Origin of the sequence: Pectobacterium peruviense (assembly GCF_002847345.1) — a bacterium.
GTDB classification, from domain to species: domain Bacteria; phylum Pseudomonadota; class Gammaproteobacteria; order Enterobacterales; family Enterobacteriaceae; genus Pectobacterium; species Pectobacterium peruviense.
In genome coordinates, this window is sequence record NZ_LXFV01000007.1 from 68,255 (window position 1) to 83,854 (window position 15,600).

The 15,600-nt window shown below is 50.9% G+C and carries 15 protein-coding genes; all 15 read right to left on the bottom strand.

Annotated features, from left to right (window positions below; genetic code table 11):
- Positions 1 to 38: 38 nt before the first annotated feature.
- Positions 39 to 464, bottom strand: a complete 426-nt coding sequence (gene tolR, locus A0G03_RS07335; protein ID WP_011092956.1) for a colicin uptake protein TolR — start codon at positions 462 to 464, stop codon at positions 39 to 41.
- Positions 465 to 476: 12 nt separating this feature from the next.
- A complete protein-coding gene (tolQ, locus tag A0G03_RS07340) occupies positions 477 to 1,163 on the bottom strand; it encodes a Tol-Pal system protein TolQ (protein WP_011092955.1) in 687 nt (228 codons plus the stop codon).
- Positions 1,160 to 1,564: a tol-pal system-associated acyl-CoA thioesterase gene (gene ybgC / locus A0G03_RS07345; RefSeq protein ID WP_048259331.1), complete on the bottom strand. Its 405-nt coding sequence runs from the start codon at positions 1,562 to 1,564 to the stop codon at positions 1,160 to 1,162. The genes tolQ and ybgC overlap by 4 nt, the downstream gene beginning before the upstream one ends.
- 133 nt (positions 1,565 to 1,697) lie before the next feature.
- Complete coding sequence (ybgE, locus tag A0G03_RS07350; protein ID WP_039302106.1) at positions 1,698 to 1,991, bottom strand: cyd operon protein YbgE; 294 nt, start codon at positions 1,989 to 1,991, stop codon at positions 1,698 to 1,700.
- On the bottom strand, positions 1,988 to 2,104 hold the full coding sequence (cydX, locus tag A0G03_RS07355; protein WP_011092952.1) for a cytochrome bd-I oxidase subunit CydX: 117 nt from the start codon (positions 2,102 to 2,104) through the stop codon (positions 1,988 to 1,990). The genes ybgE and cydX overlap by 4 nt, the downstream gene beginning before the upstream one ends.
- 16 nt (positions 2,105 to 2,120) lie before the next feature.
- Entirely contained in the window at positions 2,121 to 3,260 is a 1,140-nt protein-coding gene (gene cydB / locus A0G03_RS07360; RefSeq protein WP_048259330.1) for a cytochrome d ubiquinol oxidase subunit II, read from the bottom strand.
- 13 nt (positions 3,261 to 3,273) lie between these two features.
- Positions 3,274 to 4,842 (bottom strand): cytochrome ubiquinol oxidase subunit I, encoded by a 1,569-nt coding sequence (cydA, locus tag A0G03_RS07365; protein ID WP_048259329.1) that lies wholly within the window; start codon positions 4,840 to 4,842, stop codon positions 3,274 to 3,276.
- A 728-nt stretch (positions 4,843 to 5,570) separates the two neighbouring features.
- The gene (sucD, locus tag A0G03_RS07370) at positions 5,571 to 6,443 is read right to left on the bottom strand and encodes a succinate--CoA ligase subunit alpha (protein WP_048259328.1); all 873 of its coding nucleotides are present in this window, start codon (positions 6,441 to 6,443) and stop codon (positions 5,571 to 5,573) included.
- Positions 6,443 to 7,609: an ADP-forming succinate--CoA ligase subunit beta gene (gene sucC, locus A0G03_RS07375; protein WP_011092948.1), complete on the bottom strand. Its 1,167-nt coding sequence runs from the start codon at positions 7,607 to 7,609 to the stop codon at positions 6,443 to 6,445. Before sucC ends, sucD begins: the two co-directional genes overlap by 1 nt.
- A gap of 201 nt (positions 7,610 to 7,810) precedes the next feature.
- Positions 7,811 to 9,037, bottom strand: a complete 1,227-nt coding sequence (gene odhB, locus A0G03_RS07380) for a 2-oxoglutarate dehydrogenase complex dihydrolipoyllysine-residue succinyltransferase (protein WP_048259327.1) — start codon at positions 9,035 to 9,037, stop codon at positions 7,811 to 7,813.
- Positions 9,038 to 9,052: 15 nt separating this feature from the next.
- A complete protein-coding gene (gene sucA / locus A0G03_RS07385) occupies positions 9,053 to 11,860 on the bottom strand; it encodes a 2-oxoglutarate dehydrogenase E1 component (protein ID WP_048259326.1) in 2,808 nt (935 codons plus the stop codon).
- Between the two features lie 274 nt (positions 11,861 to 12,134).
- Positions 12,135 to 12,851 carry a succinate dehydrogenase iron-sulfur subunit gene (locus A0G03_RS07390; RefSeq protein ID WP_048259325.1) on the bottom strand — a complete coding sequence of 239 codons (717 nt, stop codon included), beginning with the start codon at positions 12,849 to 12,851 and terminating at the stop codon, positions 12,135 to 12,137.
- 16 nt (positions 12,852 to 12,867) lie between these two features.
- The gene (gene sdhA / locus A0G03_RS07395; RefSeq protein ID WP_048259324.1) at positions 12,868 to 14,634 is read right to left on the bottom strand and encodes a succinate dehydrogenase flavoprotein subunit; all 1,767 of its coding nucleotides are present in this window, start codon (positions 14,632 to 14,634) and stop codon (positions 12,868 to 12,870) included.
- Positions 14,634 to 14,981 (bottom strand): succinate dehydrogenase membrane anchor subunit, encoded by a 348-nt coding sequence (gene sdhD / locus A0G03_RS07400; RefSeq protein WP_048259323.1) that lies wholly within the window; start codon positions 14,979 to 14,981, stop codon positions 14,634 to 14,636. The genes sdhA and sdhD overlap by 1 nt, the downstream gene beginning before the upstream one ends.
- The gene (gene sdhC / locus A0G03_RS07405; RefSeq protein WP_039275597.1) at positions 14,975 to 15,364 is read right to left on the bottom strand and encodes a succinate dehydrogenase cytochrome b556 subunit; all 390 of its coding nucleotides are present in this window, start codon (positions 15,362 to 15,364) and stop codon (positions 14,975 to 14,977) included. Before sdhC ends, sdhD begins: the two co-directional genes overlap by 7 nt.
- Positions 15,365 to 15,600: the final 236 nt, after the last annotated feature.

Genomic DNA, 15,600 nt, shown 5'->3' on the forward strand with positions numbered 1-15,600 from the left:
AGAAATAGGCTTAACGATCATTACCGTGATGTGCTCATTTAAATCGGTTGTGTCATCAAACCAACGGATTTTACGCCAGCCTGATGCAACAAATTCAACGCTTTAATGATCTCATCATAAGGAACATCCTTAGCGCCACCAATCAAAAAGACCGTCTTGGGGTTGGTTGCCAGCCGTGATTGCGCTTCGGCAACCACCTGCTCTGCCGGAAGCTGTTCCATACGGTTTTGCTCAACAACCAAGCTATATTGTCCTACGCCTGAAACCTCTACGATCACGGGCGGATTGTCGTTGCTGGAGACCGTTTTTGAGTCGGTCGCATCCGGCAGATCTACCTCAACGCTCTGCGTAATAATCGGCGCTGTCGCCATAAAAATCAGCAACAGTACCAACAGCACGTCCAGCAGCGGAACAATGTTGATCTCGGATTTCAGCTCACGACGGCCTCTGCGTACTCGTGCCATGATCCCCCCTGATTACTTGCTGTTGTCGATGGAGAATGCCTGACGGTGCAGTATCGCGATGAACTCTTCCGTAAAGTTGTCGTAGTTCTGCTCCAGTTTGCCTACCCGCTGGCTCAGGCGGTTATACGCCATGACCGCAGGGATAGCCGCAAACAAACCGATTGCTGTAGCAATCAAGGCCTCGGCGATACCAGGCGCAACCATTTGTAAGGTTGCCTGCTTCACTGCGCCCAGCGCGATGAAAGCGTGCATAATCCCCCAAACGGTACCGAACAGGCCGATATACGGACTGATAGAACCCACGGTGCCCAAGAAAGGAATGTGTGTCTCCAGCGTTTCCAATTCACGATTCATTGAAATACGCATCGCACGGGATGCACCTTCTACCACCGCTTCCGGCACATGGCTATTAACACGATGCAACCGCGCAAATTCTTTGAAACCTGAATGGAAGATTTGTTCAGTGCCCGTCAGGCTATCGCGACGAGTCTGGCTTTCCTGATAGAGACGCGACAGTTCGATGCCCGACCAAAATTTGTCCTCGAACGCCTCGGCGTCACGCGTTGCCGCATTTAAAATTCGGGTACGCTGAATGATGATCGCCCAGGAAGCGATAGAAAAACAGATTAAAATCAGCATGATTAGTTTAACCAGAAGGCTTGCCTTCAGGAACAAATCAAAAACGTTCATGTCAGTCACTGCTTGAACTCCGCGACAATAGACTTAGGAAGCGCAATTGGCTTCATTTGATGTGGATCGATGCATGCGATCAAAACTTCAGCATGGCTTAGCAGGGTGCCATGAGCATTGAGAATACGCTGTGCGAAAGTCAGAGAAGCACCACGCAGCGAGATAACCTCGCTCTGTACTTCCAGCATGTCGTCGAGGCGCGCAGGAGCAAGATACTCCACCGTCATCCGACGAACAGCAAACGCGACATGTTCACTTAGCAAGGCTTGTTGGTGAAAGTTGCGCTCACGCAACGCCTCAGTCCTTGCCCTTTCATAAAAGGCAACATAGCGTGCATGGTAGACAACACCACCTGCATCAGTGTCTTCAAAGTAGACTCGAACTGGCCAGCGAAACAACGAATTACTCACTCTACATCCCAGTAATGCATTAAACCTCGCTACTATACGCAAGAGAAATGAGGTTTGGAATGGATTGTGACAACGGAGAGAAAATAATTATGGGCTGCAAGCAACCCATAACTAAATGGAATAGGAGGCTATTTTAGCCGAAGAAATAGTACAATCCTGCGCACAGGATCACAAAGGCGGGAAGTGGTGCGAAAAACGCGCGCCAAAGCAGACGGTGTGGACGGAAACCAACGCCATGAACAACGCCGGCGCAAACGGCCCAAATCAACAGCAGCCCCTGCCAAACAGCAAGTTCACTGGTACGCGCCGCAAAGCGCGTTGGATCCCAGAACACACAGCCAGCCAACAGCAACGCCATGATGAGGGAAAGAGCCCTTATCGGGCTCTTATCCATCAGGCGATAGAGTTTATCGACCAGATCACTCATTGCTTATCTTCTTCAGCCGCTTTGCTTGCCTCACTCTGCTCAATAGCCAGGGCCGTGATGATCCCCAGTGAGCAAGCAAGAAGCGTTCCGAGTATCCAGGCAAAATACCACATAAATTAAGCTCCTTACTTAGTACATAGAGTGAGTGTTTTGCTCAACCTGCTCTTTGGTAATGCGACCGAACATCTTGTAGTAGCACCATGCGGTATAAGAAAGCACGATAGGAACGAAAATAATCGCCACCACTGTCATCACTTTCAGCGTCAGCAGGCTCGATGTCGCATCCCATACCGTCAAACTGACGTTAGGCACAGTGACTGACGGCATGATGAACGGGAACATAGCGATCCCAGCAGTCAGAATCACACAAGCGATAGTCAGAGAAGAGAATAAGAATGCCCATGCCCCTTTCTCTGCGCGCGCCATGAGGGTAGTCAGCACCGGCAACACCACGCCCAGCACAGGGATAGCCCACAATACCGGATGGTTATTGAAGTTAACCAGCCAGGCACCCGCCTGCTGAATAACTTCTTTACGCAGTGGGTTAGACTCAGCCGCGGTATTAATCGCAGACGTCACCACATAACCATCAATACCGTAAATCACCCACACGCCAGCCAGAGCAAACGTCACCATCATCACCAGCGCAGAAATCTGCGCGGCAGATTTGGAACGCACGTGCAGGTCGCCCGTGGTCCGCATCATCAGGTAAGTTGCCCCCTGAGTAAGAATCATTGTCAGACTCACAACACCAGCCAACAAACCAAACGGATTCAGCAGTTGGAAGAAGTTTCCGGTGTAGTAAAGACGCAGATATTCATCGACGTGGAACGGTACCCCCTGCAACAGGTTGCCAAACGCGACACCAATGACAACTGGCGGGACAAAGCTACCGATGAAGATGCCCCAGTCCCACATCCCTCTCCAGCGCGGATCTTCGATTTTTGAACGGTAATCGAAGCCAACAGGACGGAAGAACAGTGAGGCCAGCACCAGAATCATGGCAATGTAGAAACCGGAGAACGCGGCAGCGTAAACCATCGGCCAGGCAGCAAATAGCGCGCCACCTGCGGTGATCAACCATACCTGGTTACCGTCCCAGTGCGGAGCAATACTGTTAATCATGACACGACGCTCGGTATCCCCACGGCCCATCAGACGGACCAGAATGCCCACACCCATGTCAAAACCATCAGTGATAGCGAAGCCAATCAGCAAAATACCGATCAACAGCCACCAGATAAAACGTAAGACTTCATATTCAAACATAGTGGACTCCTGTTTACCGTGCTTCCTGCGCAGCCGCTATAGGTTGTTCAAAATGGTAACGCCCCGTTCTCAGGCTGCTTGGCCCCAAACGTGCATATTTGAACATCAGATACATTTCTGCGACCAAGAAGAGCGTATACAGACCACAGATCAGCGCCATTGAGAACAGGATATCCCCTGCTGTCAGTGATGACGTCGCGACAGCCGTTGGCAGAATTTCACCGATGGCCCAAGGTTGACGACCATATTCAGCGACAAACCAGCCTGCTTCGATAGCAATCCACGGCAGCGGAATACCATACAGTGCGATGCGGTGCAGCCAGCGTTTCTGACCAATTTTGCCACGCAGAACGGTCCAGAAAGACAGGCCGATGATCAACAGCATCAGAATGCCGCAGCCCACCATGATACGGAATGAGAAGTACAGCGGCGCAACGCGTGGGATAGAGTCTTTAACCGCCTGCTTAATTTGCGTTTCTGTCGCATCAGAGACTTTCGGCGTATAGCGTTTCAGCAACAGGCCATAGCCCAGATCTTGCTTAGACTGATCGAACGCTTTTTTAACCTCAGGGTCGGTATTGCCCGCACGTAATTCTTCCAGCAGGTGGTAAGCCTGCATACCATTACGAATACGCACTTCATGCATCGCCATCAGTTCTTTCAGACCTGTGACTTCTTTGTCAGTCGAACGGGTGGCAATGATCCCCAGAGCGTAAGGAATCTTGATGGCATAGTTATTTTCCATCGTATCCTGGTTCGGGATGCCAATCAGCGTAAAGGATGCAGGAGCGGGCTGTGTTTCCCATTCTGCTTCAATCGCTGCCAGTTTGGTTTTCTGCACGTCACCCATTTCATAACCGGATTCATCACCCAGTACGATAACGGACAGAACAGAAGCCAGACCGAAGCTTGCTGCGATGGCGAATGAACGCTTGGCAAACGCAATGTCGCGGCCTTTCAGCAGATAGTAGGAGCTGATGCCCAGAATGAACATCGCGCCGGTACAGTAACCTGCGGCAACCGTGTGAACGAATTTCACCTGAGCAACCGGGTTCAGCACCAGATCGGCGAAGCTCACCATTTCCATACGCATGGTTTCGAAATTGAAATCCGATGCGATAGGATTTTGCATCCAGCCATTGGCGACCAGAATCCACAGTGCAGAGAAGTTAGAGCCCAGTGCAACCAGCCAGGTAACGGCCATATGCTGCACTTTTCCTAAACGGTCCCAACCGAAGAAGAACAAGCCAACAAAGGTCGATTCCAGGAAGAATGCCATCAGGCCTTCAATCGCTAGCGGTGCGCCGAAAATATCCCCGACGTAGTGAGAGAAATATGACCAGTTGGTCCCGAATTGAAACTCCATGGTCAATCCGGTCGCAACCCCCAGAGCGAAGTTAATTGCAAATAACTTGCCCCAGAATTTGGTCATATCTTTATAGATTTGTTTGCCGGACAGCACATATACCGTTTCCATAATCGCCAGCAAAAACGCCATCCCCAGCGTTAATGGTACGAATAGAAAATGGTACATTGCGGTTAAGGCAAACTGTAAACGTGACAGTTCGACTACATCAAACATTTTGACTCCTTGCTCCTCGCAGGAAGGGATTAGCTTGCAAACGCTAACAAGCTGCCAAACATCCGGCCATTACACCCAAAAAGAACACAACAAGAATTGCTTTAACACAGGCTGTAACAAACGCTAAAAATACGTTCACCAAGGCAGTCACACCGCGACGCCCCGACAGCAAGCTCAAGATAAATCACAAGTATTACAAATAGCGTACCCCGTAAGGAGGTAGCCGTATATTACGCCTGTAATCCCCTACAATAAATAGGTTTTTACGTGACCTAGACTAGGTTTTTGGCTTCAAATCAACTTTTCCACTAAACAACACAAAAGACGATAATTGACCTCGCGCAATTTAAGCCTATTTCATAAATTATATCCAGAGGCGTTTTTTGATCTAAAACAATTTAACGCTTTTCTCGTGATTGGCGCGTTGCATTAATTTCTTTATTGCACCAATTGTTAATGCAATGTGACCCCGCGGTTTAAGAATGATTAATTCCGCAATATATTATTTACTTTGAAGTTCGATTATTCACATGCAATAAAACGCATTTCTTTTATTCTTTTTTCTGTATGATTTTCATTATTTTATTACTTATTATTCCGTTCATTTATTGTTTTATAATTGTTGCTGAAATTAACAATATTTCTCATATTTGCTCCTTCTGGATGTCATCCTCTTATGCATAAAAAAGCCACCCGAGGGTGGCTAGCGTGTTTAATCGACTAGTCGATCAACGTGTTAGTATCACTTTTACAGCATCGCCGATATCCGCCAGGCTGCGAACGGTTTTAACACCTGCCGCTTCTAACGCTGCGAATTTATCATCGGCAGTGCCTTTACCGCCGGCAATGATAGCGCCAGCATGGCCCATACGTTTGCCTTTCGGTGCCGTCACACCCGCGATGTAACCAACAACGGGTTTAGTCACGTGCTCTTTAATGTACGCCGCCGCTTCTTCTTCCGCTGTACCACCGATTTCACCGATCATGACGATGGCTTCTGTCTGTGGATCCTGTTCAAACAGCTTCAGAATATCAATGAAGTTAGAGCCTGGGATCGGGTCGCCACCGATACCGACACAGCTGGACTGACCCAGCCCGGCATCAGTCGTTTGCTTCACGGCTTCATACGTCAGTGTGCCTGAACGAGAAACGATACCGACTTTACCCGGCAGGTGAATATGGCCCGGCATGATGCCAATCTTACATTCGCCCGGCGTGATCACCCCTGGGCAGTTCGGGCCGATCATGCGCACGCCGCTCTGGTCGAGTTTCACTTTCACCGTCAGCATATCCAGCGTCGGAATGCCTTCGGTGATACAGATAATCAGCTCGATACCTGCGTCAATCGCTTCCAGAATGGAGTCTTTACAGAACGGTGCCGGAACGTAGATAACGGATGCCGTTGCGCCCGTCGCTTCTACTGCCTCACGCACCGTATTAAATACGGGCAGACCCAGATGTTCCGTGCCGCCTTTACCTGGCGTCACACCACCGACCATTTGCGTACCGTAAGCAAGTGCTTGCTCAGAGTGGAATGTCCCCTGACTACCAGTAAAACCCTGACAGATAACTTTGGTATTTTTATTAATCAGAATGGACATTATTTATCTCCCGCTGCTGCAACAACCTGCTGAGCTGCACCCGTCAGGCTGGTCGCGGCAATAATATTCAGGCCGCTATCCGCCAGTTTCTTGGCACCCAGTTCCGCATTGTTTCCTTCAAGACGTACCACAACCGGCACGCTAACGCCCACTTCGGCTACCGCGCCGATGATACCGTCAGCGATCAAATCGCAACGTACGATGCCACCAAAGATGTTAACAAAGACGGCTTTTACCTTGTCGTCAGACAGGATAATTTTGAATGCTTCAGTCACACGTTCTTTCGTCGCGCCACCGCCAACATCGAGGAAGTTAGCAGGCGAACCGCCGTGCAGTTTCACGATGTCCATGGTTCCCATCGCCAGACCAGCACCGTTCACCATACAGCCGATGTTGCCGTCCAGCGCAACATAGTTCAGTTCCCACTGTGCCGCATGCGCTTCACGGGAATCTTCCTGACTTGGGTCACGCATTTCACGCAGCTCAGGCTGACGGAACAGTGCATTACCATCCGCGCCCAGTTTGCCATCCAGACAGATCAGATCGCCCTGCTTGGTGATAACCAGCGGGTTGATTTCTACCAGCGCCAGGTCACGCTCAAGGAACAGCGTCGCCAAGCCCATGAAAATTTTGGTGAACTGGGCAACTTGCTTGCCGCTCAGACCCAGTTTGAAGGCCAGTTCACGCCCCTGATAAGGCTGTGGGCCGACCAGTGGATCGATGGCAGCTTTGTGGATCAGTTCCGGCGTTTCTTCCGCAACTTTTTCAATTTCTACGCCACCTTCGGTGGACGCCATGAACACGACACGACGCGTACCACGGTCAACAACCGCGCCCAGATAAAGCTCTTTGTCGATATCCGTTGCCGCTTCAACCAGAATCTGATGAACCGGTTGGCCCTGCGCGTCAGTTTGATAAGTAACGAGTTTTTTACCCAGCCAGTTTTCAGCAAAAGCGCGAATGTCTTCTTTGTTGCTGACCACTTTAACGCCGCCCGCTTTACCGCGACCGCCTGCGTGAACCTGACATTTTACAACCCACGGGCCCGAGCCAATCTTAGATGCGGCTTCTTCTGCTTCACGCGGTGTAGTACAGGCATAGCCGGTCGGTGCCGGTAAACCATATCGAGCAAAGAGTTGTTTTGCCTGATACTCGTGTAAATTCATGATGTTCTATCCATTTAGGTTTGGAGATAAGTCGGCAGACAGCTTCCCTCACCGACTCTTGCGGTAGAAAAAAGCGCCATAAACTCTCTGATATATTTGGATAACGCCGTTGAGAAAAAACGGCCTGCATAGCACATAATTTGTGTTTCGGGCGGAAAACCGTCAGGGCTAACCACCCGAAAGAAAACGCTAGCTGTCGGACTACACGTCCAACAGCAGACGCGCTGGATCTTCCAACATCTCTTTCACCGTCACGAGGAAGCCGACGGATTCACGACCATCGACCAAGCGGTGATCGTAAGACAGCGCCAGATACATCATCGGCAGAATAACCACTTGGCCATCAACCGCCATTGGGCGATCTTTAATGGCGTGCATACCCAGAATCGCGCTCTGTGGCGGGTTGATGATCGGGGTAGACATCAGAGAACCAAAGACACCGCCGTTGGTAATCGTAAAGTTACCACCCAGCAATTCTTCAACCGTCAGTTTGCCGTCACGACCCTTCACGGCCAGCTCTTTGATGCGCTTCTCGATATCGGCCATGCCCAGTGCATCCACATCACGCAGTACTGGCGTGACCAGACCACGCGGGGTAGAAACCGCAATGCTGACATCGAAATAGTTGTGGTAAACCACATCTTCGCCATCAATAGAGGCATTCACTTCAGGGTAACGTTTCAGCGCTTCAACGACGGCTTTGATGTAGAAGGACATGAAGCCCAACCGTACACCGTGACGCTTCTCAAAGGCTTCGCCGTATTGCTTGCGCAGGTCCATGATCGGCTGCATGTTGATTTCGTTAAACGTCGTCAACATTGCCGTGCTGTTTTTCGCTTCCAGCAGACGTTCTGCAACACGCTTACGCAGACGCGTCATCGGTACGCGTTTTTCGCTGCGCGCGCCCAGAGCTGGTGCAGGAGACGCCGCCGGAGCCTCAGACTTAGCGGCTTTACCAGAATCTTTCTTCTGGGTAGCCAAATGCTTATCTACGTCTTCACGGGTAATTCGACCACCGACACCGCTGCCTTTGATGGCAGACGCATCGAGATCGTGCTCGGCAATCAGGCGGCGAATTGCCGGGCTGAGTGCATCGCTGTTCTCTTCTTCCAGACCAGCGGTATGACGCTGTGCCGGTGTCGATTCTTTACTCTGAGATTTCTCGCCAGTTTCTTTACCGGAGCTATCGCCACGGCGAATACGACCCAGCAGTTGGCGAGACATGACGGTCGCTCCTTCGTCTTCCAGCACGGCATCCAGAATACCGGCTTCAGAAGCTGGAACTTCCAGCACAACTTTATCAGTTTCAATTTCAACCAATACTTCATCACGCTGAACGCTATCGCCGGGCTTTTTGCGCCAGGTAGCAACAGTGGCGTCAGCTACAGATTCAGGCAGGTCGGGTACAAGAATATCTACGCTACTCATTATCTATCCTTTTATTTAATCAACGTTCAGCGCGTCATCGACCAGATCTTTCTGTTGTTTCTGGTGTACGGACATATAGCCAACGGCGGGTGATGCAGACGCCGGGCGTCCTGCGTAACGTAAAGAAGATCCAAACGGAATTACTTCACGGAGATGGTGCTGACTACAATACCAGGCTCCCTGATTCAGTGGCTCTTCCTGACACCATACGAAATCATGAACTTGGGAAAAAGGTTCCAGTGCCGCTTGAACAGCTTGATGCGGGAACGGATAAAGCTGTTCAATACGGACGATTGCGACATCTTTTTGCTCATTCTTGCGGCGCTGTTCCAGCAAATCATAGTAGACCTTACCGGAACAAAGCACGACACGCTTCACGGCTGCCGGATCTAATTCTTCTACTTCACCAATCGCTGGCTGGAATGAACCATTTGCCAGTTCATCCAATGAAGAGATTGCCAACGGATGGCGCAACAGGGATTTCGGCGACATCACCACTAGCGGTCGGCGCATACCGCGCAGCGCCTGACGGCGAAGCATGTGATAAACCTGTGCCGGTGTTGACGGAATACAGACCTGCATATTTTGCTCAGCGCACAGCTGCAGATAACGCTCCAGTCTGGCAGACGAGTGCTCTGGGCCCTGCCCTTCATAACCATGTGGCAGCAGCATGACCAGACCACACATCCGGCCCCACTTCTGCTCACCGGAGCTGATGAACTGATCGATCACCACCTGCGCACCGTTGGCAAAGTCACCAAACTGCGCTTCCCAGATAGTCAGCGTGCGCGGTTCTGCGGTCGCATAACCGTATTCAAACGCGAGGATCGCTTCTTCGGATAGCACGGAGTCCCACACATTGAACTCGCCCTGTCCATTATGTACATGGTTCAACGGCGTGTAGCTGGAACCATTTTTCTGGTTATGCACGACAGCATGGCGATGGAAGAACGTACCGCGACCGCTGTCCTCACCAGACAAGCGAATCGGAATCCCTTCATCAACCAACGTGGCGTAGGCCAGCGTTTCCGCACCACCCCAGTCGAACGGTTTATTGCCAGCGGCCATTTCGGCACGGTCGGAATAAACTTTAGCAACACGAGGATGAATCTCAATCCCTTCCGGTACTTCACTGATACGTTTTGCAAGCTCTTGCAAACGTTTCATTTCCGTACTGTGCGGATAAGGCTCATCCCATTCATGATTGAGATACGGCGTCCAGGTAAAGGACTGCATATCCATCTCACGCCATTCTTCCACCACGCATTCACCAGCATCCAGCGCATCGCGGTACAGATTGACCATTTCGGTGGCATCTTCCAGCGTGATGGTTTTTTCTTGTTCCAGACGATCGGCATAGACCTTACGCGGCGTAGGATGTTTTTTGATCTTCTGGTACATCATCGGCTGTGTTGCACTTGGTTCATCAGCTTCGTTATGACCATGACGACGATAACAAATCAGATCGATGAACACATCGCGTTTGAAGGCGTTGCGGAAATCCAGCGCCAGACGCGTAACAAACGCCACCGCTTCTGGATCATCGGCATTAACGTGGAAAATGGGTGCCTGCACCATTTTGCCGATATCGGTACAGTATTCGGTGGAACGAATGTCCAGCGGATTAGAGGTCGTGAAGCCGATACGGTTGTTGATTACAATACGCAGCGTACCGCCAACTTCATAACCACGCACTGTCGACATGTTCAACAGTTCCTGCACCACGCCCTGACCACTGACTGCCGCATCGCCGTGAATGGTGATCGGCAAAACACGTGGACCACTCTGGCTATTCAGACGATCGAGACGTGCACGTACCGACCCCGTCACGACCGGGCTGACGATTTCCAGATGCGAAGGGTTAAACGCCAGCGCCAAATGCACCAGACCGCCAGCGGTATCGAATTCAGACGAGAAGCCCTGGTGATATTTCACGTCACCAGTACCCAGGTGTTCTTTATGCTTACCGGCAAATTCGTCGAACAGATCCTGAGATTTTTTGCCCAATACGTTGATCAGCACGTTGAGGCGACCACGGTGTGCCATCCCCAATACGACTTCGCGAGTATCGTTTGCACCTGCATGGCGAATCAATTCTTTCAGCATGGGAACCAGTGCATCACCGCCTTCCAGCGAGAAGCGCTTAGCGCCAGGATATTTGGCCCCCAGATAACGCTCCAGCCCTTCGGCCGCGGTTAACTCTTTCAGGAAACGGCGCTTTTCTTCTACCGTAAACGACGCCTGACCGGTTACCGATTCAATACGTTGCTGGATCCAGCGTTTCTCTTCCGTGCTGGTGATATGCATATATTCCGCACCGATAGAACCGCAATAGGTGCGTTTCAGCGCGTCATACAGATCTTCCAGCTTCATGGTGTCTTTGCCGATGGCAAAAGAACCCACGTTGAAGGATTCCTGCAGGTCATCCTGAGTCAGGTTATGATAATCCAGATCCAGTTCTGCCACAGGTTCCTGAGGGCGCAGGAAAATCGGGTCCAGATTGGCCTGCTGATGCCCGCGGAAGCGGAACGCATTGATCAGCTGCAATACCTTGACCTGCTTGACATCAATATCGGGATCGGTGACTGATGAGGTAAAGCGCGAAGAGTCTTTCGCCAGACGGCGGAAATAGTCACGCGTTTTGGAATGGAGTTGATCCGGTTTGACCCCACTCGTAGGCAATTGCTGGAAGATCGAGCGCCAGCTATGTTCGATCGAGTCAGGATCGGTTAAAAAATCTTCATAGAGTTGCTCTATGTAGGACTGATTCGCACCCGCCAAATAGGAGGAATCCAGCCAGGCCTTCATCGCGCCGTTCTGCATTATGATCCCTTAAGCTAATAAGCTTCAGTTTTCGCCGTGGTTAACATGTAATTAGTGTCCGTATATCGTTCGCCATACAAACGGTTCACTTGTCGTACAATCGGTACGCGCTTAGGGTATCCATCCCCCTAAGGAACCTTTAAAAACCGGTTCGGCGCATAAGCCGGTTTTTAAAGGTTTCCTGCGCTCCCTCTGAAGAATAGCAACTTCAGAGGGAGATACATGTTTTACTACTTAATCTTTATGCAATAACGCGTTACGTATTAACCATCAGTTACGCGCTACGGTGCAGCAACATCGATTTAATATGACCAATAGCCTTGGTCGGGTTCAACCCTTTCGGACAAACGCTGACGCAGTTCATGATGCCGTGGCAGCGGAAGACGCTAAACGCATCATCCAAATCGTCCAGTCGTGGCTTGGTTTCCGTATCACGACTGTCAATCAGGAAACGGTACGCAGCCAACAACCCCGCAGGCCCAACAAATTTGTCTGGGTTCCACCAGAACGACGGGCAGGATGTTGAGCAGCAGGCACACATAATGCACTCATACAATCCATCCAGTTTGGCACGTTGTTCAGGCGATTGCAGATGTTCACGCGCCGGCGGATTTTTCCCATTATTCAACAGGTAAGGCTTTATTTTCTCATATTGGGCATAGAACTGCCCCATGTCCACTACCAAATCACGTACAACCGGTAATCCAGGTAAAGGACGGATAACAATTTTGCTGTTCCCGCGCCGTAACGCAGAAACGGGCGTAATACAGGCCAGCCCATTTTTGCCGTTCATGTTAACGCCGTCGGAACCACAGACGCCTTCACGGCAGGAACGACGGAATGAGAGCGTCGGATCCTGCTCTTTCAGCAGCATCAGCGCATCCAGCAGCATCATGTCGCGGCCTTCTTCCGCCTCCAACTGGTAATCCTGCATCCGCGGAGCATCATCAACATCCGGGTTGTAACGATAAATAGAAAATTCGACTTTCATCGTTTGATCTCCGCAATTAATAAGTACGTATTTTCGGCGGGAACGCCGGACGCAATTTAGGCTGCATGTTCACCTCACGGCGCGTCATGCTGTCGGTCTGCGGCAGATACAACGAATGGCACAGCCAATTCTCATCATCACGCTCCGGGTAATCGAAGCGGCTATGGGCCCCACGACTTTCAGTACGGAAGTTAGCCGAAACTGCCGTTGCATACGCGGTTTCCATCAGGTTATCCAGTTCCAGACACTCAATGCGCTGGGTGTTGAACTCGCTTGATGTGTCATCCAGACGCGCGTCTTTCAGGCGCTCACGAATGACTTTCAGCTCTTCTAACCCTTTCGCCATCGCATCACCTTCGCGGAATACCGAGAAGTTGTTCTGCATACAGGATTGCAGCGCTTTGCGGATTTCCACCGGATCTTCACCAGAACGGGTATTGTTCCAACGATTCATGCGGTCGAGCGACGCTTCAATATCGGATTCGCTGGCATCACGGCTTTCGCCCTGCTCTTCCAGAGACTCTTTCAGGTGGATACCCGCCGAGCGGCCGAATACCACCAGGTCGAGCAGTGAGTTACCGCCCAGACGGTTGGCACCGTGGACGGATACGCAGGCAATTTCACCCACGGCAAACAGCCCTGGAATCACCACATCTTCGCCTTTATCATTCACCGTCAACGCCTGACCACTGACTTTGGTCGGAATACCGCCCATCATATAGTGGCAGGTTGGGATAACAGGGATCGGCTCTTTCACCGGATCGACGTGAGCAAACGTGCGCGACAATTCCAAAATACCCGGCAGGCGGGATTCCAGAACGTCTTTACCCAGATGGTCCAACTTCAGCTTGGCGTGTGGTCCCCACGGGCCTTCACAGCCACGGCCTTCACGAATTTCGATCATAATAGAACGGGCAACAACGTCACGGCCTGCCAGATCTTTCGCATTTGGCGCATAGCGTTCCATGAAACGCTCACCGTGCTTATTCAGCAAATAGCCGCCTTCACCACGACAACCTTCGGTTACCAGCACACCCGCACCCGCAATCCCGGTTGGGTGGAACTGCCACATTTCCATATCCTGCAACGGAACACCGGCACGCAACGCCATCCCCACACCGTCGCCAGTATTAATGTGCGCATTGGTCGTGGACTGGTAGATACGCCCCGCACCGCCGGTTGCCAGCACGGTTGCCTTCGCTTTGAAATAAACGACTTCGCCGGTTTCAATACAAATCGCCGTACAGCCGACAACCGCACCATCCTGATTCTTCACCAGATCGAGTGCGTACCATTCGGAGAAAATAGTGGTGTGATTTTTCAGATTCTGTTGATACAGCGTATGCAGCAGCGCATGGCCAGTACGGTCAGCGGCGGCGGCGGTACGTGCGGCCTGCTCGCCGCCAAAATTCTTGGATTGACCACCGAACGGACGCTGATAAATGCTGCCATCATCCAGACGGGAGAACGGTAATCCCATGTGTTCCAGTTCCAGAATCGCTTCCGGGCCGGTTTTACACATATATTCAATTGCGTCCTGATCGCCAATGTAATCCGACCCTTTTACGGTGTCATACATGTGCCATTCCCAGTTATCCTCATGGGTGTTACCCAGCGCAACGGTAATACCGCCCTGCGCGGACACAGTATGGGAACGGGTTGGGAACACTTTAGATAACAGGGCACAGGACAGGCCCATTTGGGAGATTTGCAGTGCGGCACGCATACCTGCGCCACCCGCACCCACAACCACTGCATCAAATTCTCTGACTGGCAAATTCATCACGCACCCCACACCACAATAGTTCCATAAATGACGTACACCAACAGCGCTATCACAATCGCCAACTGTAAAGTCAGGCGTAAGGCCAGCGGTTTAATGTAGTCGGTCAGCACTTGCCACATCCCTATCCAGGCATGAACCAGAATGGAAAATAACGTTAGCAGTGTGAATACTTTGGTGAGGGCCATCGCGAAGAAACCATGCCAGATTTCATAAGTGATGTCGCCAGCCGTAGCAATAAAGCCAATGAGATAAATTACATACAGAACAATGACGATGGCGGAAGCGCGAATCAGTAACCAATCGTGTACGCCATTGCGTCCTAACGCAGAAGCATTGCTTACCATACGAGGACTCCAGCCAGAATTGAAAGCACGACAGTAATAATAAAGGAGATATTTGCAGAACGCTTACCTGCGGCAAGGTCTTCTTCTATATAGCCGAAATCCATCAACAGGTGACGTATCCCACCAACAATGTGATAAGCCAACGCGACGAGGATGCCCCAAACGATAAATTTGACGATGAAACTATCCATAATTTCCGCAGCGCGCAGGAATCCTTCCTCGGAAGAAAGAGAAGTGCCTAACAGCCACAGTAAAATACCGACAGCGACAAAGGTGATAACGCCGGAGACGCGGTGAAGAATAGATGCTATCGCAGTAACGGGAAACTGAATCGTCTGCAATTCCAGATTGACAGGTCTTTGTTTTTTCACGGATTTGCCCACACAGCTTTTATTATTGTTTCTTCCTCCGGGCCTGATGTGAGGTCAGACAGTATGAAAGTTACAGCCCTGAGAGTGGGTTTATGATACGCGCTCAAACATCGACATTCCGGTGTCTAAACAGCGCATGATCCTTTCATACTGGGTGCTCCTACTGCAGGGTGATTCCGGAGACCTGGCGGGAGTATAGGTCCTTCACATTCCCATTACAATTCCCATACAAACTGTTTGGTGACATT

Bases quoted from the DNA above. Each gene is read 5' to 3' on its own strand.
- tolR (WP_011092956.1), bottom strand. From the start codon at position 464: ATGGCACGAGTACGCAGAGGCCGTCGTGAGCTGAAATCCGAGATCAAC.
- ybgE (WP_039302106.1), bottom strand. From the start codon at position 1,991: ATGAGTGATCTGGTCGATAAACTCTATCGCCTGATGGATAAGAGCCCG.
- cydX (WP_011092952.1), bottom strand. From the start codon at position 2,104: ATGTGGTATTTTGCCTGGATACTCGGAACGCTTCTTGCTTGCTCACTG.
- cydB (WP_048259330.1), bottom strand. From the start codon at position 3,260: ATGTTTGAATATGAAGTCTTACGTTTTATCTGGTGGCTGTTGATCGGT.
- cydA (WP_048259329.1), bottom strand. From the start codon at position 4,842: ATGTTTGATGTAGTCGAACTGTCACGTTTACAGTTTGCCTTAACCGCA.
- sucD (WP_048259328.1), bottom strand. From the start codon at position 6,443: ATGTCCATTCTGATTAATAAAAATACCAAAGTTATCTGTCAGGGTTTT.
- sucC (WP_011092948.1), bottom strand. From the start codon at position 7,609: ATGAATTTACACGAGTATCAGGCAAAACAACTCTTTGCTCGATATGGT.
- odhB (WP_048259327.1), bottom strand. From the start codon at position 9,037: ATGAGTAGCGTAGATATTCTTGTACCCGACCTGCCTGAATCTGTAGCT.
- sucA (WP_048259326.1), bottom strand. From the start codon at position 11,860: ATGCAGAACGGCGCGATGAAGGCCTGGCTGGATTCCTCCTATTTGGCG.
- A0G03_RS07390 (WP_048259325.1), bottom strand. From the start codon at position 12,851: ATGAAAGTCGAATTTTCTATTTATCGTTACAACCCGGATGTTGATGAT.
- sdhA (WP_048259324.1), bottom strand. From the start codon at position 14,634: ATGAATTTGCCAGTCAGAGAATTTGATGCAGTGGTTGTGGGTGCGGGT.
- sdhD (WP_048259323.1), bottom strand. From the start codon at position 14,981: ATGGTAAGCAATGCTTCTGCGTTAGGACGCAATGGCGTACACGATTGG.